Source organism: Limnobacter sp. G6BE5S, assembly GCF_058448965.1.
This window is the reverse complement of the sequence record NZ_JBZFLM010000002.1, coordinates 428,052-451,585: the sequence shown is the minus strand read 5'-3', so window position 1 is coordinate 451,585 and position 23,534 is coordinate 428,052. Positions and strand designations below refer to the sequence as shown.

General features: G+C 51.1%; 21 protein-coding genes. 14 read left to right on the top strand and 7 right to left on the bottom strand.

Annotated features, from left to right (window positions below; translation table 11 throughout):
* The first annotated feature begins 164 nt into the window (after window positions 1-164).
* Genes queF through ACVL1J_RS05225 form a run of 6 tightly spaced genes read left to right on the top strand, consistent with a single transcriptional unit; the run spans window position 165 to window position 5,860 of the window.
* Window positions 165-584 carry a preQ(1) synthase gene (gene queF, locus ACVL1J_RS05250; RefSeq protein ID WP_040513619.1) on the top strand — a complete coding sequence of 140 codons (420 nt, stop codon included), beginning with the start codon at window positions 165-167 and terminating at the stop codon, window positions 582-584.
* A 28-nt stretch (window positions 585-612) separates the two neighbouring features.
* Window positions 613-1,809 carry a succinyldiaminopimelate transaminase gene (dapC, locus tag ACVL1J_RS05245; RefSeq protein ID WP_159570234.1) on the top strand — a complete coding sequence of 399 codons (1,197 nt, stop codon included), beginning with the start codon at window positions 613-615 and terminating at the stop codon, window positions 1,807-1,809.
* A 14-nt stretch (window positions 1,810-1,823) separates the two neighbouring features.
* A complete protein-coding gene (gene dapD, locus ACVL1J_RS05240) occupies window positions 1,824-2,654 on the top strand; it encodes a 2,3,4,5-tetrahydropyridine-2,6-dicarboxylate N-succinyltransferase (RefSeq protein ID WP_159570232.1) in 831 nt (276 codons plus the stop codon).
* A gap of 15 nt (window positions 2,655-2,669) precedes the next feature.
* A complete protein-coding gene (locus ACVL1J_RS05235) occupies window positions 2,670-3,014 on the top strand; it encodes a Spx/MgsR family RNA polymerase-binding regulatory protein (protein ID WP_341236368.1) in 345 nt (114 codons plus the stop codon).
* A complete protein-coding gene (gene prmB / locus ACVL1J_RS05230) occupies window positions 3,011-3,925 on the top strand; it encodes a 50S ribosomal protein L3 N(5)-glutamine methyltransferase (protein WP_341236369.1) in 915 nt (304 codons plus the stop codon). Before ACVL1J_RS05235 ends, prmB begins: the two co-directional genes overlap by 4 nt.
* A gap of 9 nt (window positions 3,926-3,934) precedes the next feature.
* Window positions 3,935-5,860 (top strand): ABC-F family ATP-binding cassette domain-containing protein, encoded by a 1,926-nt coding sequence (locus ACVL1J_RS05225; protein WP_394672398.1) that lies wholly within the window; start codon window positions 3,935-3,937, stop codon window positions 5,858-5,860.
* Window positions 5,861-5,875: 15 nt separating this feature from the next.
* Here ACVL1J_RS05225 and ACVL1J_RS05220 read toward each other — a convergent pair whose 3' ends face one another.
* On the bottom strand, window positions 5,876-7,324 hold the full coding sequence (locus ACVL1J_RS05220) for a hypothetical protein (RefSeq protein ID WP_341236371.1): 1,449 nt from the start codon (window positions 7,322-7,324) through the stop codon (window positions 5,876-5,878).
* A gap of 272 nt (window positions 7,325-7,596) precedes the next feature.
* Here ACVL1J_RS05220 and ACVL1J_RS05215 point away from each other — a divergent pair, with 272 nt between their 5' ends.
* Complete coding sequence (locus tag ACVL1J_RS05215) at window positions 7,597-8,241, top strand: glutathione binding-like protein (protein ID WP_159570220.1); 645 nt, start codon at window positions 7,597-7,599, stop codon at window positions 8,239-8,241.
* Between the two features lie 76 nt (window positions 8,242-8,317).
* Window positions 8,318-9,997: an AMP-dependent synthetase/ligase gene (locus tag ACVL1J_RS05210; protein WP_341236372.1), complete on the top strand. Its 1,680-nt coding sequence runs from the start codon at window positions 8,318-8,320 to the stop codon at window positions 9,995-9,997.
* Between the two features lie 53 nt (window positions 9,998-10,050).
* Here the strand turns inward: ACVL1J_RS05210 and ACVL1J_RS05205 are convergent, their stop codons facing one another.
* Window positions 10,051-10,776: an NYN domain-containing protein gene (locus ACVL1J_RS05205; RefSeq protein WP_159570214.1), complete on the bottom strand. Its 726-nt coding sequence runs from the start codon at window positions 10,774-10,776 to the stop codon at window positions 10,051-10,053.
* Window positions 10,777-11,004: 228 nt separating this feature from the next.
* On the opposite strand from ACVL1J_RS05205, the gene ACVL1J_RS05200 reads away from it, so the two are divergent.
* The 3 genes from ACVL1J_RS05200 (at window position 11,005) to ACVL1J_RS05190 (ending at window position 13,566) form a co-directional block, all read left to right on the top strand.
* Window positions 11,005-11,397: a GIY-YIG nuclease family protein gene (locus tag ACVL1J_RS05200; protein WP_341236373.1), complete on the top strand. Its 393-nt coding sequence runs from the start codon at window positions 11,005-11,007 to the stop codon at window positions 11,395-11,397.
* Between the two features lie 198 nt (window positions 11,398-11,595).
* Complete coding sequence (locus ACVL1J_RS05195) at window positions 11,596-12,165, top strand: hypothetical protein (protein ID WP_159570208.1); 570 nt, start codon at window positions 11,596-11,598, stop codon at window positions 12,163-12,165.
* A gap of 84 nt (window positions 12,166-12,249) precedes the next feature.
* Window positions 12,250-13,566, top strand: coding sequence for an MFS transporter (locus tag ACVL1J_RS05190; RefSeq protein WP_341236374.1), 1,317 nt, complete (start codon window positions 12,250-12,252; stop codon window positions 13,564-13,566).
* A gap of 9 nt (window positions 13,567-13,575) precedes the next feature.
* Here ACVL1J_RS05190 and serS read toward each other — a convergent pair whose 3' ends face one another.
* The 4 genes from serS to ACVL1J_RS05170 all read right to left on the bottom strand — a co-directional run bounded on the left by serS (window position 13,576) and on the right by ACVL1J_RS05170 (window position 19,334).
* A complete protein-coding gene (serS, locus tag ACVL1J_RS05185) occupies window positions 13,576-14,865 on the bottom strand; it encodes a serine--tRNA ligase (protein ID WP_341236375.1) in 1,290 nt (429 codons plus the stop codon).
* A gap of 83 nt (window positions 14,866-14,948) precedes the next feature.
* Window positions 14,949-16,313, bottom strand: coding sequence for a replication-associated recombination protein A (locus tag ACVL1J_RS05180; protein ID WP_341236376.1), 1,365 nt, complete (start codon window positions 16,311-16,313; stop codon window positions 14,949-14,951).
* Complete coding sequence (gene lolA, locus ACVL1J_RS05175) at window positions 16,310-16,945, bottom strand: outer membrane lipoprotein periplasmic chaperone LolA (protein ID WP_159570196.1); 636 nt, start codon at window positions 16,943-16,945, stop codon at window positions 16,310-16,312. Before lolA ends, ACVL1J_RS05180 begins: the two co-directional genes overlap by 4 nt.
* A gap of 76 nt (window positions 16,946-17,021) precedes the next feature.
* Complete coding sequence (locus ACVL1J_RS05170) at window positions 17,022-19,334, bottom strand: DNA translocase FtsK (protein WP_341236377.1); 2,313 nt, start codon at window positions 19,332-19,334, stop codon at window positions 17,022-17,024.
* Window positions 19,335-19,442: 108 nt separating this feature from the next.
* Here ACVL1J_RS05170 and trxB point away from each other — a divergent pair, with 108 nt between their 5' ends.
* Genes trxB through ACVL1J_RS05155 form a run of 3 tightly spaced genes read left to right on the top strand, consistent with a single transcriptional unit; the run spans window position 19,443 to window position 22,020 of the window.
* Entirely contained in the window at window positions 19,443-20,408 is a 966-nt protein-coding gene (gene trxB / locus ACVL1J_RS05165) for a thioredoxin-disulfide reductase (protein WP_159570190.1), read from the top strand.
* 25 nt (window positions 20,409-20,433) lie between these two features.
* Window positions 20,434-21,075 (top strand): Smr/MutS family protein, encoded by a 642-nt coding sequence (locus ACVL1J_RS05160; RefSeq protein ID WP_159570187.1) that lies wholly within the window; start codon window positions 20,434-20,436, stop codon window positions 21,073-21,075.
* A 24-nt stretch (window positions 21,076-21,099) separates the two neighbouring features.
* Entirely contained in the window at window positions 21,100-22,020 is a 921-nt protein-coding gene (locus tag ACVL1J_RS05155) for an alpha/beta fold hydrolase (protein WP_341236378.1), read from the top strand.
* A 38-nt stretch (window positions 22,021-22,058) separates the two neighbouring features.
* On the opposite strand, the gene fumC is transcribed toward ACVL1J_RS05155, so the two are convergent.
* Window positions 22,059-23,504: a class II fumarate hydratase gene (fumC, locus tag ACVL1J_RS05150; RefSeq protein WP_341236379.1), complete on the bottom strand. Its 1,446-nt coding sequence runs from the start codon at window positions 23,502-23,504 to the stop codon at window positions 22,059-22,061.
* Window positions 23,505-23,534: the final 30 nt, after the last annotated feature.

Below are 23,534 nucleotides of genomic sequence, written 5' to 3'. Positions count from 1 at the left end.
AATAGAACGAATAAAAACTTCAACCCACGGGAACTTGAAAACCCGCTGACCTTATAATAGCAAAGCCTTTGAGCTTTACGCCGGGCACTTGCCCCTAGTTGGCAGGATGATTGAGTTGTTTAACGCCACAGTGGCCCACGGCCCCATTGGCTTACGAGAGAAGCATGAGTAACAAACCCAGCCGCGATTTACAAACATTCCCGAACCCAAACCCGGATCGGCCTTACCACGTCCACATCGAAGTGCCTGAATTTACATGCCTTTGTCCTTTGACTGGTCAGCCAGATTTCGCCACATTGGTGATTGACTACCTGCCCAATCAAAAGAATGTGGAACTGAAAAGCCTGAAAATGTACATGTGGAGCTACCGCGAAGAAGGTGCCTTCCATGAAGCTGTAACCAACAAGATTCTGGACGATTTGGTAGCCGCAACCGACCCCCGGTACATGAAACTGACCGCGAAGTGGTATGTCCGCGGTGGCGTTTACACCACGGTGGTGGCTGAACACCGCCATGCCAGTTTTCAGCCATTGCCGAAGGTTGAACTTGACTCTATTTCAACGATGAACCCCACTCGCGGTTAAACAAGGCGCGGCTAAAACAGAAATTTCGGTGAACCCATTGAAAAACCTAGACAAACTTCAGCCTTATCCGTTTGAACGCCTGCGGGCCTTGTTCGCCGGCAGCCAGCACACTGGTGGCCTGGCACACGTCAACTTGTCCATAGGTGAACCCAAACACCCCACTCCGGACCTGATCAAGCAAGCCCTGATCGACAACCTGGGTGGTTTGGCGGTTTATCCAGGTACACAAGGGTTGCCGGTCTTGAGACAAGCGATTTCTGACTGGATATTGCGCCGATTTGATGCCTTGGTCGATCCAGAAACCCAGGTACTGCCAATATTAGGCTCTCGAGAAGCCTTGTTTTCCTTTGCCCAGGTTGTTCTGGATGGCTGCGGGGTGGGCAATGATGTAGATTGCCACGTTGCCTTTCCGAATCCTTTTTATCAAATCTATGAAGGCGCAACATTTTTGGGTGGGGCCAGCCCGGTCTTTGTAAATATTGATCCGGAAACCGGTTTGTCTGACTTTCATTCGCTTGGCGCTGATGTGCTGTCGAAAACCAAGCTGATGTATGTGTGCTCACCCAACAACCCCACTGGCGCCGTGTATACCCTGGAGGATTGGCAAAAACTGTTTGATTTGGCCGATGAGCACGATATTGTGATTGCGTCGGACGAATGTTATTCAGAGATCTACCTGGATGGAACTGCTGCACCCATTGGTGGGCTTGAGGCGGCAAGCCGTTTGGGCCGCTCTGATTACAACAACCTGATCGTGTTCTCCAGTCTTTCCAAGCGATCAAACGCACCGGGACTACGTTCAGGCTATGTGGCTGGCGATGCAGACCTGATCAAGGCATTTCTGCGTTATCGCACCTACCATGGCTCAGCCATGTCGACCACCGTACAAATGGCCAGCGTGGCCGCCTGGAATGACGAAGAACATGTGGCAGAGAACCGCCGCTTGTACACCGAGAAATTCAAGGCTTTCAGCGCCATTCTTGAGGGCACGCTCAATTTGCATATTCCACCCGCAGGTTTTTATTTCTGGGCAGACTTGGGCCAAAGCGATACCGCCTTTGCAAAAAGGTTGTTTGAGCAAGCGCATGTTACCCTGTTGCCCGGAAGCTTTCTGGGCCGCGAAGTGAACGGATTTAACCCCGGCGCCAACCATGTGCGCATAGCATTGGTAGCCAGCCTGGCTGAATGCAGTGAAGCTGCACAACGAATTAGAAACATACTCTGACACAGGAAATCACCATGACAACAAATCACCAATCCATCATTGAAGCCGCTTGGGAAAATCGTGCAGACATTTCCCCTTCTTCTGCTCCAGCAGAAGTACGGTCTGCCGTAGGTGACGTATTAGAAAAACTGAACACCGGTGAATTGCGCGTTTGCTCCAAAGAAAGTGGCGAATGGGTTACCCACCAGTGGATCAAGAAAGCCGTGCTGCTTTCTTTCCGCCTTGAGGACAACAAGCCCATGGCGGCTGGTGGCTTTACCCAGTTTTACGACAAAGTACCCACCAAATTTGTGGATTACACCGAAGAGGACTTCAAGAAAGGCGGCTTTCGTGTTGTACCACCCGCCGTTGCGCGACGCGGCAGCTTTATTGCCAGAAACGTGGTGCTGATGCCCAGTTATGTGAACATTGGCGCCTATGTAGACGAAGGCACCATGGTAGACACCTGGGCCACTGTGGGCTCATGTGCGCAAATCGGTAAAAACGTACACCTAAGCGGTGGCGTGGGAATCGGCGGCGTGTTGGAACCCCTGCAGGCCAACCCCACCATTATTGAAGACAACTGCTTCATTGGTGCACGTTCTGAAGTCGTTGAAGGCGTGATTGTTGAAGAAAACTCCGTGATTTCCATGGGTGTTTATCTTGGTCAAAGCACGAAAATTTACAACCGCGAAACGGGCGAAGTAACTTACGGCCGTATTCCTGCTGGCTCCGTGGTCGTTAGCGGCTCGTTGCCCAGCGCTTGCGGCAAGTACAGCCTTTACTGCGCAGTTATCGTGAAGCGTGTGGATGCAAAAACACGTGCCAAAACCGGCATTAATGAATTGCTGCGTAACGCAGAATAAGGAGACCACAACAGGATGACTGCCAAGGTTTATGGAATTCCAAATTGCGATAGTGTCAAGAAGGCCATCGCGTCATTAAAGAGTAACGACATCGAAGTGGTTTTTCACGACTTCAAAAAGCATGGCGTGCCCGCGCAGTTACTGGACGAATGGATTGATGTGCTGGGTTTGGAAAAAATCATTAACCGCAGGGGTACCACCTGGCGTGGTCTGGACGAAAGTCTTCAAGACAAGGCCCGGTCACCAGAGGGAGCCAAAGCACTTCTGTTGGAGTACCCCAGCATCATCAAACGCCCTGTGGTTGAATTAAATGGCGAACTAAGCATTGGACAGACCGACTTCAGCAAAGGCAATTCATGAATCAGGATCACGCCGCACACATTGCGGTCGACCCCAAAGAACTTCACACCGTTCGTGACTGGGTGCGTTTTTATGTCAGTGAAATGCGCCGCGGCAAGGTGTTTTTCGGCCATGGGTCGAGCAATGCGTTTGATGAAGCGGTTTACATGGTGCAGTCAGCGCTCAGCTTGCCAATTGGGGATATTGGTCCCTTTTGGGATGCCAGGCTCACCGCCCATGAAACCAATCGTTTGGTACGGTTTATCACCCAGCGGGTTGTAGATCGCAAGCCTGCCAGTTACATCACCGGCGAAGCCTGGCTGCAAGGACATTCATTCAAGGTTGATGAACGCGTGATTATTCCACGCTCATTCATTGCAGAGCTATTGGCCGACCAACTCACCCCATGGGTGAATGCCCCCGAAATGCCATTCGAGATTCTTGACATGTGCACGGGTTCTGGCTGCCTGGCGATTTTGGCTGCATACGTGTTTGAAAACGCACAGGTGGACGCAGTTGATCTGTCCACCGAGGCCTTGAGTGTTGCACGTGAAAATATCCAGCTGCATGACATGAAGCAGCGTGTACGCGCCATTGAGTCCAATTTGTTCTCAAACCTGAATGGCAAACAATACGACTTTATTTTGACCAACCCGCCTTATGTGAATGAGGCATCCATGACGAAGTTGCCGCCTGAGTACCTGCACGAACCACGCATGGCCTTGGCCGGTGGTGACAGCGGCATGGACTTGATTCAGGACATTCTTGAGCAGGCACCCAAGCACTTGAAAGACGGTGGCTTCCTGGTGGTTGAGCTTGGCAATGAAAAACTGCATTTCGAGGCGGCCTTTCCGCATTTAAATCCCATTTGGCTTGAAACCTCGGCAGGTGACGAACAAGTGTTTTTGCTTAACAAAGAAGACTTGGTCTAAACCCATTCAATGATTCAAATCAATAACCTCAGCATTGCACGGGGCAGCAAGCCCATTTTAACCAACGCTGAACTTACCCTGTTCCCCGGCGAAAAAGTCGGCCTGATTGGCCACAATGGTGCAGGCAAATCCAGTTTCCTCAGCGCACTGCTTGGCGAATTGCACGTTGACCAGGGCAGCATCGATTTGCCCAAGGTTTGGCGCTTGTCCTGGATCGATCAGGAAGTGACAGCGAACCACCTCAGCGTGATCGATTTCGCGCTGGAAGGCGACCGTGCCTTGCATGAAGTTCGGCAGAAAATTCATGCGGTGGAAGAAAGCGGTGACATGGAACAATTGGGTCACTTGTACGAAGAACTTGAAAATCTGGATGGGTACACCGCCGAAGCACGCGTGGCCACAATTCTGAATGGTTTGGGTTTTAAAACCGAAGACTTGCAACGCAAAGTGGGCGAGTTTTCCGGTGGCTGGAAAATGCGTTTGAACCTGGCCAAGGTATTGGGCTCCAGAGCTGATCTTATTTTGCTGGACGAACCCACCAACCACCTGGACATTGAAGCAGTGGTTTGGCTCGAACAATGGATCAAGCAGGTCAACAGCACAGTCATTCTGGTTTCTCACGACCGTGACTTTCTGGACGAAGTCTGTACACACACTGTTCACCTGAGCAGCGAAAAGCTGACCAAGTACACCGGAGGATATTCTGCCTTTGAGCGCGCTTTTGCCGAGCGCTCAGAACAAGTCAGCCAAGCGAACAAAAAAGCAGCAGGCGAAATGGAAAAGCTGCAAAAGTTTGTTGACCGCTTCAAGGCCAAGGCCAGCAAGGCAAAACAGGCACAAAGCCGGGTCAAACGCCTTGAAAAAATCAAATTGATTGAAACATTGCAAGTGGAACCCCATGTGGCCATTCCCTTCATGGAACCCCATAAAAGCCCAGATCCCTTGGTCGTGCTGAACCGCAGCGATTGTGGCTACGCTGGCGTAGCGCCTGTTCTGAAAAACATCAGCCTTGAACTTCGTCCTGGCGATCGCATCGGTTTGTTGGGTGCAAACGGCAACGGCAAAACCACCTTGGTTAAAACCTTGGTGGGTGAACTAGCTATGTTGGGTGGCGAAAGGGTTGAGGGCAAAGGGCTGGTGTATGGCTATTTCGCGCAAGACCAAATTGAATCGCTCGACATGAATGCCACCCCCTTGCAACACATGTCGCGACTGGAGCGGCAAATTTCAGAACAAAAATCTCGTGAATTTTTAGCGCGTTTTCATTTTCGCGATGACAAAGTGCGTCAGCTGGTGGGCAGTTTTTCCGGTGGAGAAAAATCGCGCCTGGCCTTGGCCTTGTTGGCTTATAAACGCCCCAACCTGTTGTTGCTGGATGAACCCACCAACCACCTGGACATTGCAACCCGTCAGGCTTTGGCCAGCAGCCTGTTGGAATTTGAAGGTGCCTTGGTCATGGTTTCTCACGACAGACATTTGCTGGAATCAATCACGGATCGCTTTTGGCGCGTGCACCAAGGCGCAGTCACTGAGTTTGATGGTGACCTCGATGACTATGCTGAACTATTGCGCAAGGAAACAAACGCGGAAAATCAGCGCAACAAACAAACGGGCGGTGCAACAGCACCCAAAAGTACAAATTCTGCACAGGCGCGTCCACCGGTAGACCGGCAGGTGGTCAGCCAAAGAATTAAACAGTTGGGCAATCAGGCCAAAAAGCTTGAGAAGCAAATTGAAGCTGACCAGCCCAAACTGATCAAAATTGATGAGGCCCTGTTGAAGGTCGACTACAGCAAACCAGAGGACTCCAGAAAAGCCGCAGAACTTCACAAAGATCGTGATGGGATAGCCACCCGCCTGGAGAGATCAGAAACCGAGCTGCTGGAACTGATGCTTGAAATCGAACAGCTGGAAGAGTCTTTGGGCGTTTCCTGATCATCACTCAAACCACTAATCCAGAATGCCCTCCTCGCTCAAGAATTCGCGCCAGGCATTCGAACTAAAACAAACTGCCGGGCTGACAACTTGGCGGTTCAGGTTCAACAAATTCTCTCGAAGCAGTTGGCGCTTTTCGGCGCCGACCACTTCGCACATCTTGGCGCGAACATGACTTTTAACAACGTCGGGAACACACAGCGTAGGTTTCGAGTCGATTTCATGCAACTGATCGCCCATCACTTGTTCCAGCAATTCCAGGGTCGTTTGTTCGGCCGTTAACTGTCCTTGCTTGGCATCCTGAAATGCTAGTTCTATCAAACCAATTTGACTACGAAGCAACAGGGCATCCAGTGTCCGGTGCAATTCCAGTGATCGATTGCGTGCCTCCACCAAACCAGAGTAAGACGCAGGCAGCTTCCAGCCGGGTATGTCTGCGCGGTTGATCAGTTCAAGGCTTATTTTCAAGGAAGATCGGTTGCTGGAATCCATGAGGTCTGAATTGACCGGATTCCCCAATGCATTCATTTCCCCATCAAAATCTTGCTCATCATTTCCAATTAAAGACTCGAGAACCAGATGACTTCCGAGCGAGGAAGCAGCAGGCTCGGCTGCGAATGCCATGGCATGTTCACGGCTTATTGAACCAATGTCGTGTCGCCCAGCGTCCGAATGTACGAAACCCGCATCGTTTGGCTCGATCTGATTCGACGCGGTGACTTTCTTCTTGATCGAGTAACGGCGATAGGCAAACCAAGCAAGGATCAATGAAAAGAGGCCAGCCAAAGACACCGGCAACATCAAATCAGGCGTCATTGCAGCGGGGCTCGTTTCAACCGGGTATTCATCCAATCCAAGGCCTGACCAGGCATTGGCCGCATCTCTGCGGCTTTCAATCAATCCTGCACCAAACAAATTCGTATCCAGCGAAGCCACCTTCAATGCATCGCCTGAACTTCCAGCGCCAGTGCCTTGCTCACTCAATTCAGTATTCGTATGCTCAGGCTCCTCTTTCGAACTTGTGGTATTGCCTTCTTTCTCTTGTTTAAACCATGCCGGGTGCTCATCAAGTTGCGGCGTGGGCGGTTTGCGTGAACTGGCCAACAACTCAGAGCCCTCCGGATCAAAAACCAGAGAGGACTTTGTGGCTTTGGATTGAAGAGAATCCTTGGCCTGTACTTCGGCTTGTTTCATGATGAATGTCCACTTTGTACTAAATACAATCAAAGGACATTCAGAGACCAGCTTCATCTCAATCAAGGTGTCATGTACAGGGACCACCGATTTGAATTCAAGCAAACCGCCTTGGCGAATTGTTGGATCAAAGTTAACCAGCACCTCGTTTGACAGGGCCGAACCATGGCTTACCGAGCTGCTCTCCAGCGAATGTATTGTTGCTCTAAGACACGTTGACCTTAGTTGTGATTCGACACCTTCGGGTACATTGCTCAGCGTACTTTTCAAGTCAAGATGCCTTCCGATCTGCTGAACACCGACCGGTGTAGAAATCTCCAGACTTAAAGCTGAAACTGGAACAAGCGCAATCAAAAGACCAAGAGCAGATGGCAATAAACAATGCATCGCGTGTGGTTTTGGTGTCCAGAAAATCGGCATGTTTACTCTCGGTTCAATTGTTCCAGCAGGCCTTAGCATACCCACGACAACTGTGAGTAAGGTATCCTTGAAATGACCTAACACGAACGTGTTAACCCACTCGCAGCACTGGAGCGTATTGATTGAATACAGCGCAAGATAAACCGATTGAGGTGTACACCTGGGCGACCCCCAATGGCTACAAAATTCATATTGCCTGTGAAGAAATGGGGCTCAACTGGAAAGCGATTCCGGTCGATATCGGCAAGGGCGATCAATTCAAACCTGAATTCCTCAAATTCAGCCCCAACAATAAAATACCGGCAATCATTGATCACAATGGCCCCGATGGCGAGCCAATCGAGATGTTTGAAAGTGGCGCCATTCTGATGTATCTGGCCGAAAAAACCGGTCAGTTTTTCGGGCAAAACTACCGCGAACGCCTGTCGATCATCCAATGGCTGATGTTTCAAATGGGCGGTGTGGGCCCCATGCTGGGGCAAGCGCACCATTTCCGGATTTACGCACCCGAACCAATTGAATATGCTGTTAACCGATACACCAATGAAGCCAAAAGGCTTTATGAAGTCATCAACAAACAGTTGAGTCGTTTTTCCTACATTGCGGGGGAAACTTATTCCATCGCTGACATGGCGCTGTATCCCTGGGTTTATCGCTGGCAACGCCAGGGAATTGAATTAAGTGACTATCCTGCAGTGCACAAATGGTACGAAGAATTAAGTGCCCGCCCCGCTGTCATTCAAGGCTTGAATGTAAATCTAGAATGAGTGTTCTTATCAATTCTTAAACTGTTCAGTACACTACGGTCAATTTTATAAAAACAGAAATTCGGGAGACCTCCTTATGGCGAACATCGCCACATTCTTGTTCCAACATGACGACACCCCCAATCGTATGTTGTACCGTCAGTTCATTGATAACGAATGGGTAGATTTCAAAGCACGGGAAATGATTGACTTGGCTCGCACCTGGCAAGCTTTTTTCCGGTCCATGGGTTTGCAGGCGGGCGACAGGGTTGCAATTTGCCTGAAAAACAGCGTGCACTGGGTGGCATTTGACCAAGCGGCAGTGGCCATGGGACTTGTTTCAGTGCCACTGTATGTGGACGACAATCCAAGCAACATTGCTTATTGCATACAAGATTCCGGTTCTAGGGTGGTCGTGGTTGAAAATGACCGTATTGCCCGTAACCTGCTAAAAGAAAACCTGAAAGATGTGCGGGTTTTGTCGATCAGATCGGACATTGAAAAAGAAGCAGATGGCGTCGAGAACGCGACATATGCCCTGAAAAGTGTCGAAAAGAAATTAGAGGCTTTTGAGCTTCTTGATCTCGAACAAAATACGCTGGCTACAATTTGTTACACATCCGGCACATCAGGACGTCCGAAGGGCGTCATGCTGTCGCACAAAAACGTGATCGCCAACGTAGACAGTTGCTTTCAGTTGGACATCGCAAAGCCGGAAGACGTGTTTTTGTCATTCCTCCCGATGTCGCACATGTTCGAGCGCACCGGCGGCTATTACCTGCCCTTGCGTGTGGGTGCAAAGGTTACCTATGCACGTGGTATTAACCAATTGCCCGAAGACCTGGCCACACAGGCACCAACGGTGCTGTTTGCGGTTCCGCGCATTTTCGAAAAGTTTTACGGCCGTATTCAGGCCTCTGTGAAAGATTCCCGTTTCAAGCGAAAAGCATTTGAGAAGCTGGTCGATGTGGGTTGGCGCATGGAACAAGGCAAAGGCGGAATTCTGGATCATTTTCAGCTTCCGCTTCTGCGTGCAAAAGTGGCTCAACCCATTCTGGAACGACTAGGCGGTCGCTTGCGATTGGCCGTGGTGGGTGGGGCTGCCTTGGACAGCACAATTGCCAAAGCCTTTATTGCGATGGGACTTCCCATTCTTCATGGCTACGGCATGACTGAGGCGTGTCCGGTTATCTCGGTGAACCGTCCAGAAGGCAATGTTCCTGAATCTGTTGGCCCAGCCTTGCCCAATGTCGAAGTCATGTTGGGCGAAAATGATGAACTACTCGCGCGTGGGCCCAACATCATGCTGGGTTACTGGCAAAACGAGGAAGCCACGAAAACTGCGATTGATGAGGATGGCTGGCTGCACACAGGTGACGTTGCCGAGATCAAGGACAAACGGATTTATATTCGTGGCCGGATCAAAGATATCATGGTGCTGTCCAACGGTGAAAAGTTTTCCCCTCAAGACGCTGAAATGGCCATTATTGGTGACGACGTATTTGAACAGATCGTTTTGATCGGCGAAGGTCGCTCTTTTATTGGCATGATTGCCGTAACGGCCAACTCCAATGAAAAAGAGCTGATCAAGCGCGCCAATGAACGTTTGCAGCATTTGCCCCGCTACATTCGCGTGCGGCGAATCATTACTACCAAAGAACCCTGGACGGTGGACAATGGTCTGCTGACACCAACGTTGAAGGTAAAACGCGTCAAAGTGACTGAAGCATTCAAGGACAGAATCAACGACCTTTATGCCGAAGGGATGGGAGACTAAACCCTTCCGCTTCGAACCCTGCAGAAAAAAGCCCACTTTCCAGTGGGCTTTTTTTATTCAGCAGGCAAATCGTCATGATCGTAGTTGTCGGATCCGATCCGGGCCAGAAAGTCTGCGGCTCGCTCAGGTGGTGGACATGTCGACCGGAGTCCGTCGATATAAGAGAACAAATCTTCGGAAATATTCTGCCACATTGGGTCTAACACCACGTCGACCCCTTCGTGGCGCAATAATTCAGCAGCGCTTGAAAATGCGCCGTCGCCGGTCAGCAGCACCACCTGTTGAACCTGCCGCTTGTAAGCCAAAGTCGCAAGGTCAACGCCCATGCGTAATTCAATGCCTTTCGGGTGCGAGCCAGGCGTGAAGTCGTCGTCGGCCAGATCATCAACCGTAATGCGCTTGCCGAGCAGATCGGCTAAAGCGTCTTCATTGAGTTTCCAGGTATCCGCCTCACGAGCCTCCCCCAACTTCACTGCCAACTTTCTTTTTCTTTGTAGTTGACGCTGAAAAGCGACCCGAAATTGTCCCTCTTTGGATTTGGACAAATCGATTTGCTGGCGGGAAATTGGCAACGTCACCCGTTGGGTGAAGACTGGCGTGTCATAGAAGAAAATGCGAAATAGATGGCGTTTTGGCTGATTTCGCTCAAACAAATGTGCCGCTGACAAGCGCCACACCAGATCGGCCATGACTTTTGCATCATGGTGAACCGAACTTGGGAAAATTTGACGAATTCTGCGAATGAAAAACGGACCATCCACAAGGATAGCTGTGAGCATATAAGCCTTTGATAAATATAATAATAATTAATTTGTCGGTTTCATTCCGACTGTAGTAAATAATTCTCCATTCATATCTTACCACCTAATATCCGTCAAAAATAGCGATGGTGCCACCCATTAAGAGGGAGAAAGCCGCACTGCAAAATAGGCAATACACATACAATCAATAAGTATTGTACTTACATATTTTTAATACCCATACAACCGAATGGCGCGGAGGATGAATTGAGCAGAAACCCGGACAGTAGCTTGCAAGACACCGCCAGAAAACAAGACAAATACTGGCTGTATATTTTGTCGAACAGCAAACCCAATGGCCCCCTGTATCTTGGTGATACAAACTGTCTCGCTACCCGTATGGATGAACATATTCAGGGCGTGCGCCGTGACTATGCGCACTATCACAGGCTCGATCGCCTTGTTTATTTCGAAGTTTGGACTGATCACGACAAATTTGTAGCCCGACTGCGCCGGGTCAGAAACTGGCCTCGGGATATGCGTCTTTTGTTAATTGAGTCACTGAACCCTGATTGGGACAACTTATTGTCACAATTTCTCAGCGAATATTCTGTAAAACGAGTAGGAGAACAGCAAAAGAAGCAGGAAAAGGCAGCTTAAGCAACTTTTTTAAGAAACTGGTATTCCAATTTTCAAGTTCAGCGTTAACAATAATTGAACCTTTTCTTGATTCTTACCCACAAATCGGTATTACTTTTGATTGTTGAGTCAAGGGGTTTGGTTAGAGTCTCGGTGTGAATCTGAAAAACTCCGAGCCTAGTACCAATAACGTTGCAGCATGTTTATCGGGAGTTCACCATGAGTTCGATTGCAGAGCGTTTGACTCGGTCTTATTGCCTGTTCCACTGGTTACAGGTCAAGCCTATTCCGGATCAAATTCGTTCGAGTATTGCTTACAGTACGCTTGAACAAGAACTCTTGGCACTTAAGGTAAAACCTGAAGATTTGGCTGCAGTGGGTTCAGATGTAACAGATAATTTCGAAGAATCCAGACTTGCGTTCATGGTTCGCTACAGTGGACTCACTTGGTCTACCTGCTCAATTTTCTGTGACGCCATCGAAAACAACAGCTGGCTTCAAAACGGAACACCATTGCTGGTTCAATTCACAGGCGTGGATGCAAGCGGGCAAGTAGGCTTGCCCAAAGTGGCCTTGGGCGACTTCATGTTCCTTAAACCCAGCAATGTATGGATCGACAACAATCGGGTTGTTTCATTCACAGTGCGCTGGAACAAGCATGAAACCCGCCGCATGGAGCGTTTTATTCGCTTGGCCTCAGCCCGTCATGGCCTGGAAGCCACTGTGAGCAATATTGCGCAAAGCGAGAAATTCATCGCAGCCATCAAGGCCACTGTCGGCGCGCAGTAAATGGCTTGTCACTTTGCTTACACGGCTTAAGCATTTGCTCTAAAAGGCACCTTCGGGTGCCTTTTTAATTGCTAAAGTATCGCCATGCAACAAACCAATTCCAAAGCCACTGCCCTGTACGATTTGATCACGGGCGACGAAGACGCGCGCGTGTGCAAGGACATTCCCGACGAGTCCTGTAAACACCAACCCGTCAATTTTTTCTTGCACCTGCTGAGCAATTTTTTCACTAAATTGGCTGATGAAGTGGCCAGCGCCCGATTGGTATTCCCTTGGGTACTTGGTCTGCTGGGTGCACCCATGTTGCTGGTGTCGCTGGCCGTGCCCATTCGAGAATCTGGTGTATTGCTTCCCCAGCTTTTCATTGCCGCAAAAATAAGGGCAAAAGCGCTGCGAAAATACGTGTGGATGCTTGGGGGTTTACTCAGTGGCTTTGCCCTGTGGGCATGCGGATTTGCATTAATGCTTGATTTGCAAGCGGAAAAGGCGAGTTGGCTGATTTTTGCTGCATTGCTGGTGTTCAGTTTCGCGCGCGGGATATGCTCTGTTGCAGCCAAAGACGTACTGGGAAAAACTGTGTCGAAGTCGCGGCGCGGCACACTGATGGGTTTGGCCACCAGCGTTTCTGGCATCTTTACCCTGCTTCTCGGGCTCAACCTGGGTTTCTACAATCAAATTAAAAACAACGAAGTAATACTGGCAAGCCTGTTTGGTATTGCTGGGCTGTGCTGGATAGTCGCATCAATTGCCATTTGGGCGATTCGGGAAGAACCAGGAGCAACCGAGGGGGGCGGCAACGCAGGTATCGAGGCTCTGAAATCGCTTCGTTTGCTGAAAGATGACAAGCCCTTTCGCAATTTCGTGATTGTTCGTACTTTGTTGCTCAGCGTGTCACTGGGTGCACCCATGTTGATCATTCTGGCCCAGAATGCCTTGGGCAATGCCGCCTTGATCGGTCTGTTTTTAATAGTTTCCGGATTGGCAAATACAGTATCGGGATACGTTTGGGGGCGTTTGGCCGATTACTCAAGCCGAAGCCTGATGGCAATTGCCAGTGGAATCAATGCCTTGGTCGGCATTGCTGTGCTGTTGGTTCTGCAGCTTGAGGCAAATATCAACGCGTTGACATTGTTCGTCAGCGCTTACTTCATGGCTTCGGTGTGCCTGGCTGGTGTGCGTTTGGGTCGAAAAACACTGCTTGTGGACATGGCCACTGCAGAAACCCGCTCAGCCTATGTTGCGGTTAGCAATACAGCAATCGGGTTTCTGATTTTGATCATAGGTGCGCTGGTTAGCCTGTTGGCCGGGCAAAACACACACGCCATGTTGTGGGCCTTTAGTGGCCTTTCGGCATTGGCATGCGTGCTTAGCCCTGTTTTGTTGCCTGCGCAGCAGGCTTAAGCCATCAAATCAGGCTTTCAACACAGTTTTTCCGCCCATGTAGGGCTGAAGAACTTCGGGCACTTTTACAGAGCCATCGGCCTGCTGATAATTCTCAAGTACAGCCACCAAAGTGCGCCCCACTGCCAAGCCGGATCCGTTCAAGGTGTGAACAAATTCGGTTTTGCCTGCGTCGTTCTTGAATCGGGCTTTCATACGGCGTGCCTGAAAGCTCTCGCAGTTCGAGCATGAAGAAATTTCGCGATAGGTATTTTGGGCGGGTAGCCACACTTCAATGTCGTGGGTGCGGGTGGAGCCAAAGCCCATGTCGCCGGTGCACAAAACAATTACGCGGTAAGGCAAACCCAGTTTTTGCAGAATGTTCTCTGCGTGTTGGGTCATTTCGTCCAGTGCCGCATAAGAATTTTCCGGGTTTTCAATGCGCACCATTTCCACTTTGTCGAATTGGTGTTGGCGAATCAAACCACGCGTGTCACGGCCATAGCTGCCCGCCTCGGAACGGAAACAGGGTGAGTGCGCGGTCATTTTGATGGGCAAGTCAGCGGCTTTCAGAATTTGATCAGCCACCAAGTTGGTCAAGGTGACCTCGGCGGTTGGGATCAAGTACAAAGGTTCCGATGTGCCCTCTTCCCCACCCTTTTTCACCGAAAACAGATCATCTGCAAATTTGGGCAGCTGACCAGTGCCTTTCAAGGTTTCGCCACGCACAATATAGGGCGTGTAGTGCTCGGTGTACCCGTGCTGCTCGGTGTGGGTGTCGAGCATGAACTGCGCCAAAGCACGATGCAGCTTGGCAATTTGCCCCTTCAGCACGGCAAAACGTGAACCTGACAAATTGGCAGCAGTCTCGAAATCAAGTCCAAGCTTCTCGCCCAAGTCGACATGGTCTTTTGCGTCGAAATCAAACTGGGAGGGTGTTCCCCAACGGCGCAGTTCCACATTGTCTTCTTCCGACTTGCCTGCAGGCACTGTTTCATGGGGCAAATTGGGAATGTTCAGCAAAAACGAATTCACCTCTTCTTGCAAGGCGGTCAAATCGGTCTCATTGCGCTTCAACTCATCGCCCAAGCCAGCCACTTCCGCCATCACAGCCGACACATCTTCACCCTTGGCCTTTAATTGGCCAATTTGCTTGGACATGCTGTTGCGCTTGGCCTGTAATTCCTCGGTGCTGGTTTGTAGTTGCTTGCGTTTGCCTTCAAGCACATTGAACTGCACCATGTCGAGGCTGTAGCCGCGTTGGGCAAGGCGTTCGGCCACATGGTTCAGGTCTTTGCGAAGCAATTGAATGTCTAGCATGAAAATTTCTCGAAATGCGTTGATGTGAATAGCGGTGATGGTACTAAATCTTCAAGCCCGATAAGGCTGAACGTGGGTGCTTCTTACTTTTTTTGGCGTGCTTCGGCGTTGCGCTGGGCAAGCCAGTTCATCTTTTCTGCAATTTTACCCTCCAGCCCACGGTCTGTGGGCTGATAAAACTGGGGTGCTTGCATGCCATCAGGCCAATAACTCTCGCCAGCAGCATGACCTGCTTCTTCATCGTGGGCATAACGATAGCCACTGCCGTGCCCCAGTTCATTCATTAAATTGGTGGGTGCATTGCGCAAATGCATGGGCACAGGCATGGAACTGCTTTGCTTCACATGGGCCATGGCTTGCTTGTAGGCGTTGTAACCCGCATTGCTTTTTGCAGCAATCGCCAGGTACAGCACACACTGGGCCAATGCAAGCTCGCCTTCGGGGCTGCCCAAGCGTTCATAGGTTTGTGCAGCCTCGTTGGCAATGGTAAAAGCGCGCGGGTCAGCCAGCCCTATGTCTTCCCAGGCCATGCGCACAATGCGGCGCGCCATGTAGCGGGGATCAGCCCCACCATCCAGCATGCGGCAAAACCAGTACAAAGCTGCATCGGGGTCGGAGCCGCGTACCGATTTGTGCAGTGCCGAGATTTGATCGTAAAAGGCATCGCCGCCCTTGTCAAAGCGACGAATTTGCGAGGGTGCAATTTGTTTTAATGCTGGCAAACTCAAGCTGCTCAGGCCTTGTGCCTTGATTTGCAGCAACGTAATTTCAAGCAAATTCAGAAAGCGGCGTGCATCGCCATCGGCGTAACTGCACAGGGCATCAAACGCATCGCTTTCCACCGTAATTTCAGTGCCTAACTCTGCCTGCGCGCGGACCAGAAGGCGTGTGAAATCGTTGGCATCCAGGCTTTTGAGTACGTACACCTGTGAGCGCGACAACAAGGCTGAATTGACTTCGAACGAGGGGTTTTCAGTGGTGGCGCCAATGAAGGTGACCAATCCCGATTCCACGAAGGGCAGCAATGCATCTTGTTGCGATTTGTTGAAACGGTGAATTTCATCGATGAACAAAATGGTGGATTTGCCGGTGCGGGCGTATTCACTGGCTTGTTCAATGGCCGCACGAATTTCTTTGACGCCGGAAAGCACCGCCGACAAGGCAATAAACTGCGAGTTCGCTGCTCCCGCCAGAAGGCGAGCCAAGGTGGTTTTGCCCACACCTGGCGGGCCCCACAAAATTAGTGAATGCACATGCTGCTGCTCGAACAGCAAGGTAAGCGGTTTGCCCGGACCTAACAGGTGGGCTTGGCCAACAACTTCGGAGAGCAGGTTTGGGCGGATTCGCTCCGCCAAGGGTATTGCCCCCCGAACAGGCTGGGCTGTCGGTTTGCCTGTAGGCAACTGGGGCGTTTGGTTTGGTTCATCGCCAAACAAGTCCGAGGTCATTGCGTTTTGATAAGGTCGACACCCGCAGGGGCTTTGAAATCAAAATAACTGGCGGGGCGTTGCTTGGCAAAGTCCCAATTGGTCAATTCCAGTTGGGTGACTTGCCCCAAGGCATCGTGAATTTCCAGGTTCACGGGCAATCCGTCTTTCCAGCCAATGCGGGCGTAGTCGAACAGGTTGTCTTTGTCTTTGGGTCGGATCACCAACCACTCCTTGCCGTCCTTCATGCCTTCGTCTTTCAGATTAAACAGCTTGTCGACGTCTTTGCTGCCAAACAACAGGGCAACTGGCGTGGAATCCATGGCATTACCAATCGGCTTTTGGGTGGCGTGGCCCATGTCTTCATCGTAAGAAACCACTGTGTTCCCGTTGGACAACAAAAGCAAGGGATAAGGCTTTTTGATTTCCCAGCGAAACTTACCGGGACGCGAGAAGGTGAATTCACCCGTTCCGCGCTGCTTCACTGCACCGCTGGGCGATATGACCACCTGGGAAAACTGCCCTTCTGCGAAACCGCGGTTTTTTACAAAGTTGCTCAAAGCCTCTTGGGCAGAGGCCCAAGCAGCAGAGCTTGTACCCGCAAAAACGGCTACAGCCAAGAGAGTACGACTAAAAAACTGGTGAATGCGCATGAATTTCTACTTCCTGTTGGGTGTTACACCTCAAATAACGCATGCGGGTACTGAGGGTATACACACTTAACCTAACTTAATCGTCGTCTTGCCCAGCCTCGGCACGCGCCAAAATTTCACGGTTGCCGTTGGACTGCATGGCTGAGACCAAACCGGCCTGCTCCATGCTTTCCAGCAAACGCGCGGCACGGTTATAACCAATGCGCAAATGGCGCTGCACAAATGAAATGGAGGCACGGCGGTGCTTCAGCACGATGCCCACGGCTTGGTCATACAAAGCGTCTTTCTCGCCATCAAAACTGCCGGCTGTGGCATCCATGCTGGCGTTGCCACCTTCTTCAGCAGTACCGCCTTCCAGTATGCCTTCAATGTAGTTGGGCTCACCGCCCTTCTCTTTCAGGTACTCGACCACGCGGTGTACTTCTTCATCCGACACAAACGCGCCATGTACACGCTGTGGCACGCCAGAACCAGGTGGCAGGTACAACATGTCACCCTGTCCCAACAGCGCCTCAGCGCCCATTTGGTCAAGAATGGTGCGGGAATCAATTTTGGATGAAACCTGAAAAGCAATTCGGGTTGGAATGTTGGCCTTGATCAAGCCTGTGATGACATCGACCGATGGCCGCTGAGTGGCCAAAATCAGGTGAATACCTGCGGCACGGGCTTTTTGCGCCAGGCGCGCAATCAATTCTTCAATTTTCTTGCCCACCACCATCATCAAGTCGGCCAACTCGTCAATTACAATGACCAGCATCGGCAAGGTGTCGAGCGGTTCAGGGGCATCGGGGGTCAGGCTGAACGGGTTGGGAATGCTGGTGCCGTTTTTCTTGGCTTCCGCAATTTTAACGTTGTAGCCAGCCAGGTTACGCACGCCCATTTTGCTCATCAGCCTGTATCGCTTTTCCATCTCGCCCACAGCCCAGTTCAAGGCGTTGGCGGCTTGGCGCATGTCGGTCACCACCGGGCAAAGCAAGTGTGGAATGCCCTCGTACACGCTCATTTCAAGCATTTTTGGGTCGATCAGGATCAAACGTACGTCTTCTGCACCGCTTTTGTACAGCAGCGACAAAATCATGGCGTTGATACCCACTGACTTACCCGAACCCGTGGTACCTGCAACCAGCAGGTGCGGCATTTTGGCCAGATCGGCCACCACCGGCTTGCCAGCAATGTCTTTGCCCAAGGCCATGGTGACTGGTGATTTGTTGGTGCTGTAAACCTGCGAACCCAGAATTTCTGTCAGCTTAACGACCTGCCGGCGTGGGTTGGGCAGCTCCAGGCCCATCAGGTTTTTGCCGTAAATGGTTTCTACCACCCGAATGGACACCAAGCTGAGCGCGCGGGCCAGGTCTTTGGCCAAGTTCACCACCTGCGAACCTTTTACCCCGGCGGCGGGCTCTACTTCAAAACGGGTAATTACGGGGCCAGGCTGGGCCGCCATTACTTGTACCTGCACGCCGAAATCGCTGAGCTTTTTCTCGATCAGGCGGGAGGTGTATTCAAGTGTGTCAGCCGACACAGTTTCAATGGTGGCAGGCGCCTCGTCGAGCAGACCCAAGGGCGGCAACTCGGTTTCGGTCAGTTCAGCAAACAAAGGTTGCTGCTTTTCCTTGATGGCTTGCACAGAGGGTTCGGCAGCCACGGCCACTGGTTCAATTCGAATGGGTTTGTGTTCTTCAAACTTTTCGCGTTTTTGTTCTACTTTTTCAACACGGGCCAGGGCAACTTTTTTGCCTTCCTTGCGATCGAAATAAGCGGTAACCAGTTCTTTGGCTTTAAAGACCAAACCTTCCAGAAAACTACCCACGCGCTCAGCCATCACAGCCCAGCTCAGGCCCAACAAACCGCTTAGACCGGCTGCAGTACACAGCAGCAGCAGCATAACCGCGCCGGAGAGGCCCAGAAGCTGTTGAAAAATACTGGCCACTGTTTGGCCCACAACACCGCCCGCCCCTGCTGGCAGGTTTGCACCCTTGAAAATCGACAGGGATTCAAGGCCCATAAGCCCAACCCACAACACAACAAAACCAATGGGCCTGACCCAGGCGATCCACTTGGGCAAAGGTTCACTGAACCCGGGAAGCTCGATTGAGTCGACCATTTTTCGGGCACGCCACAACATGAAGAAAGACAAGCCGAGCAATGCGTAGGCTGAATAACCCGCGATAAAGAACAGCAGGTCAGACAAATGGGCGCCCACTGCCCCGCCAAAGTTGCTGACAACGCCGCTGCCTGATTCATGAGAGAAGCTGTCATCGCTGCTGCTGTGCGACACCAGAATCAGAAACAGATAAATAGAGAAAACAAGCAGGCACAGCCAGCGAATTTCCAGCAACAGTTTGCTGATTCGAAGAGTACTTGTATTTTGTGTGGTCCTGGAATTCACTGTAATAAGAGTAGCCCGCAATGCAGCATATAATTGAAGTCTGTATTCTGACAAAGTTCGAGGGAAATATCTTGAACAGACACCATTTGAAGCACAAAAGAGGTAGCAATGACCAGTTCTAACACGCCACGCCACGCCAAAGTACTGATTTTGGGTTCTGGCCCTGCCGGATACACTGCTGCAGTGTACGCTGCCCGCGCCAATTTAAACCCCGTTTTGATTACCGGCATGGCCCAAGGTGGCCAATTAATGACCACCACTGACGTGGACAACTGGCCCGCCGATGCCGAAGGCGTGCAAGGCCCAGATCTGATGAACCGTTTTCTTGCCCACGCAGAACGTTTTAACACAGAGATCATTTTTGACCATATTCACACAGTGGAACTGCAACAACGTCCATTCACGTTAAAAGGTGACTCGGGCGTGTACACCTGCGATGCACTTATTCTTGCAACCGGCGCCAGCGCCATGTACCTGGGCTTGCCCTCTGAAGAGGAATTTGCCGGAAAAGGCGTTTCGGCCTGCGCCACTTGCGATGGTTTTTTCTACCGCAATCAAGAGGTATGTGTGGTCGGTGGTGGCAACACCGCTGTTGAAGAAGCGCTGTACCTGAGCAATATTGCCAAGAAAGTCACTGTGATTCATCGCCGTGACAAGTTCAAAGCCGAAGCCATTCTGATCGACAAGATGATGGACAAGGTGAAAGAAGGGAAAATCGAGCTGAAAATCGATTACACACTGGATGAAGTACTGGGCAATGAAATGGGTGTGAATGGCGCGCGCATTAAATCAACAAAAAGCGGCGAAACCCAGGATTTGGCCTTGCAGGGCGTATTTATCGCGATTGGCCACAAACCCAACACCGACATTTTCGAAGGTCAGATCGATATGAAAAACGGGTACATTACAACCCGCAGCGGTTTGAACGGTTTGGCCACCATGACCAGCGTTGAGGGTGTGTTCGCTGCTGGCGACGTACAAGATCACGTGTACCGCCAAGCCATTACCAGTGCAGGCACGGGTTGTATGGCCGCGCTCGATGCACAACGCTGGCTAGAATCTCAGGAAGGCTGATTTCTTTCACTGCGGTAAGAATGGTTTGAAAAAGCTGACTTCCATGGCCGACCTTGAAGGGGTCAGGCGCTCGCTCAAAGAGCAGCGCCTGGAGGCCGAACGCCAGGAAAAAATCAAGGCCGCAGAAGCAAAAAAACTGCAAGATGAAGCAAACCTGTTCAAGAAACTGGTTCGCGACGTCACCCCGCTACCCGACATCAACCTGAAACTTCACGAACTTGAAAAGCCGGCTCCAATTGCTCGCCAGCGAGAAATGGATGATGAGGCGGTGCTGTGGGAAAGCATTTCCGACGAAATGGACGTTGAGCGGTTTCTGGAAACCGATGACAAGCTTTCTTATCGTCGAAATGGCGTGGGTGTCGAGGCCTTGAAAAAGCTTCGCAAGGGCCAATGGGTTATTCAAGCCCAAATTGATTTGCACGGGCTGCGCTCCGATGAGGCACGCACCGCTGTAGGTGAATTCTTGCGATCCAGTGTAAAACATGACATTCGTTGTGTCAGAATCATTCACGGCAAAGGTTTGGGGTCAATTGGCAAAGAACCCGTGCTGAAAGAAAAAGTTAAACGCTGGCTGGTGCAAAAGGACGAGGTGCTTGCCTTTTGCCAGGCTCCGCCACGCGATGGCGGTGCTGGTGCCCTGCTGGTGATATTGAAAGCCCGACAATAACAATACTTACCGGAGACAACATCCATGAAAGCAGCAGGCAAGCCGATCGAATGGCAGCAAGGCTTTGCAAAATCGAATACAACCGGCCTGAACATGGCGTGGGAATCTGCTGGCCCCGACGATGGGGAAACCATTTTTATGGTGGCTGGCCTTGGTTGCCAGCTGACCATGTGGAATGATGAATTTTGTGCACCCTTGCTGCAGCGAGGCTATCGCTTGGTTCGCTTCGACAACCGAGATATCGGTCTAACTGATCAGCACCCCACCAGCATGAAGGTGAATGTGCCTGCCACATTCATTCGGAACAAACTGGGTTTGCACACCCCAACGAATTACAAGCTCGACATCATGGCCAATGATGCAATTGGCCTGATTGATGCGCTTGACCTGAAACGCCCTCACCTTCTGGGCATTTCCATGGGTGGCATGATCTCTCAAATTGTGGCCGCCAAAGCACCCGAGAAAATTGGCAAACTGGTCACTTTGATGTCAAGCACGAACAATCCAAAATTGCCCATGCCCACACCGAACGTGTTGCACAACATGTTCCTGAAAAAACCGAAAAGCCAGAAGATAGATGATGTTGTAGCGCATGTGGAACGCGTATTCACTGCGATTGGAAGCCCCGGCTATCCACTCGACCCGCTAAAGTTGCGTGAGCGGGCCCGCAAGTCTTATAACCGTGCCTACAAACCTGCTGGCGTTTTGCGTCAAACCCATTGCGTGGTCGCGACAGGTTCAATTGAAGATTACACAAGGGAAATCAAGGTGCCCACTTGCGTGATTCACGGGCTGGATGACCCTTTGTTGAAGAAAGCCTGCTCAGAGCGCATTGCCAAGCTGGTGCCGAATTCACAACTTCATTTAATCAAGGGGCTCGGACACGATCTACCTGAGCCCCTGGCACCCACTTTCGCAGAAATTATTCACGGCCACCTGAGCTGAGAAATGCGGTGAAAAGGCCATATTGGTGGCTGATCTCTTCACTTTTTTTGAATCGAAGCGCTCAACATCTTCATGGGGTCGACCCAACTATCAAACTGTTCAGCAGTCACCGCCTTGGATGCCAGGGCTGCCTGTTTTAGTGTGCAGTTATCAGCTTGTGCCTGTTTGGCGATCTGGGCAGCGCGGTCGTACCCAATGTGCGGTACAAGTGCGGTAACCAACATCAAAGAACTTTGCATAGACTCGTTCACCCGCACGTGATTCACCTTCAGCCCAGCCACACAATGCTGGGTAAAGCTGCGCATGGCGTCCGCCAGAAGGCGAATGCTGTCAAGCGTGTTCAAGGCGATCAAGGGTTTGTACACGTTAAGCTCAAACTGGCCTTGACTCGCTGCAAAACCGATGGCCGCATCGTGCCCCATTACTTGGGCGCAAACCATGGTCATCGCCTCCACTTGTGTCGGATTGACCTTGCCCGGCATGATGGAACTGCCGGGTTCGTTTTGAGGCAGAATCAATTCACCTAACCCAGCGCGCGGGCCACTGCCCATCAAACGAATGTCGTTGGCTATTTTGGTCAAAGCAATGGCCAGCATTCTCAGCGCACTGTGAAACGCCACCAATGCCTCGTGACCTGCCATTGCTGCAAACAGGTTATCGGCCTGGGTAAAAGGTATTCCCAATCTTGACGCCAATGTCTTGGTCACCTGCTTGCCGAAATCGGGGTGGGTGTTAAGACCGGTGCCCACTGCCGTACCACCTATGGCCAGCTTGTGCACGGCATTCATGGTGGACAGCAGGTTTTGCTGGCAAAGCAGCAACTGTGCCCCATAGCCACCAAATTCCTGACCCAAGGTAATTGGTGTTGCATCTTGCAGGTGTGTGCGACCAATCTTGACGATCGACTCAAATTCAAGGGCTTTCGCAGACAGCGCACTGATCAACTCTTCGAGCGCAGGCGTCAGCGTCGACTTCACCTTCAGGGCAACAGCAATGTGCATGGCTGTGGGGAACACATCGTTTGAGGATTGGCCCAAATTGACATCATCGTTGGGATGAACTTTTTGATTGGATTTTGCCCCCAGCGCCGAATCTTGAGTGGCAAGGTTTGCAATCACTTCATTGACATTCATATTGCTTTGCGTGCCCGAACCAGTCTGCCAAACAGACAAAGGAAACTGATCATCGAACTCCCCGGCCGCTACCCTGTTGGAAGCATTGGCAATGGCGCGTGCAATTTCAGGAGCTTGCACTGTCAAATCACAATTGACGCAAGCCGCTGCCCACTTGATCAAGGCCAGCGCATGCACGACATCCATGGGCATACGCTGTTCACCAATGGCAAAAAACTGCAGGCTGCGAGCGGTTTGTGCCCCCCACAACACACCGGCAGGCAGGCTAATCGAGCCAAAGCTGTCTGACACGGTGCGAGGCTGGTCCGCGCTGATGGCGGCATTGGATAATTTTTTATGGGGAGGGTGCATGGCGCTTGGTCTCCAATTGCAGGGAGAATG

Coding starts and splice junctions, on each gene's coding strand:
- ACVL1J_RS05225 (WP_394672398.1), top strand. CDS start 3,935: ATGATTCAAATCAATAACCTCAGCATTGCACGGGGCAGCAAGCCCATT.
- ACVL1J_RS05205 (WP_159570214.1), bottom strand. CDS start 10,776: ATGCTCACAGCTATCCTTGTGGATGGTCCGTTTTTCATTCGCAGAATT.
- serS (WP_341236375.1), bottom strand. CDS start 14,865: ATGCTAGACATTCAATTGCTTCGCAAAGACCTGAACCATGTGGCCGAA.
- ACVL1J_RS05235 (WP_341236368.1), top strand. CDS start 2,670: ATGACTGCCAAGGTTTATGGAATTCCAAATTGCGATAGTGTCAAGAAG.
- ACVL1J_RS05210 (WP_341236372.1), top strand. CDS start 8,318: ATGGCGAACATCGCCACATTCTTGTTCCAACATGACGACACCCCCAAT.
- ACVL1J_RS05155 (WP_341236378.1), top strand. CDS start 21,100: ATGAAAGCAGCAGGCAAGCCGATCGAATGGCAGCAAGGCTTTGCAAAA.
- lolA (WP_159570196.1), bottom strand. CDS start 16,945: ATGCGCATTCACCAGTTTTTTAGTCGTACTCTCTTGGCTGTAGCCGTT.
- ACVL1J_RS05180 (WP_341236376.1), bottom strand. CDS start 16,313: ATGACCTCGGACTTGTTTGGCGATGAACCAAACCAAACGCCCCAGTTG.
- ACVL1J_RS05195 (WP_159570208.1), top strand. CDS start 11,596: ATGAGTTCGATTGCAGAGCGTTTGACTCGGTCTTATTGCCTGTTCCAC.
- dapD (WP_159570232.1), top strand. CDS start 1,824: ATGACAACAAATCACCAATCCATCATTGAAGCCGCTTGGGAAAATCGT.
- queF (WP_040513619.1), top strand. CDS start 165: ATGAGTAACAAACCCAGCCGCGATTTACAAACATTCCCGAACCCAAAC.
- prmB (WP_341236369.1), top strand. CDS start 3,011: ATGAATCAGGATCACGCCGCACACATTGCGGTCGACCCCAAAGAACTT.
- trxB (WP_159570190.1), top strand. CDS start 19,443: ATGACCAGTTCTAACACGCCACGCCACGCCAAAGTACTGATTTTGGGT.
- ACVL1J_RS05190 (WP_341236374.1), top strand. CDS start 12,250: ATGCAACAAACCAATTCCAAAGCCACTGCCCTGTACGATTTGATCACG.
- fumC (WP_341236379.1), bottom strand. CDS start 23,504: ATGCACCCTCCCCATAAAAAATTATCCAATGCCGCCATCAGCGCGGAC.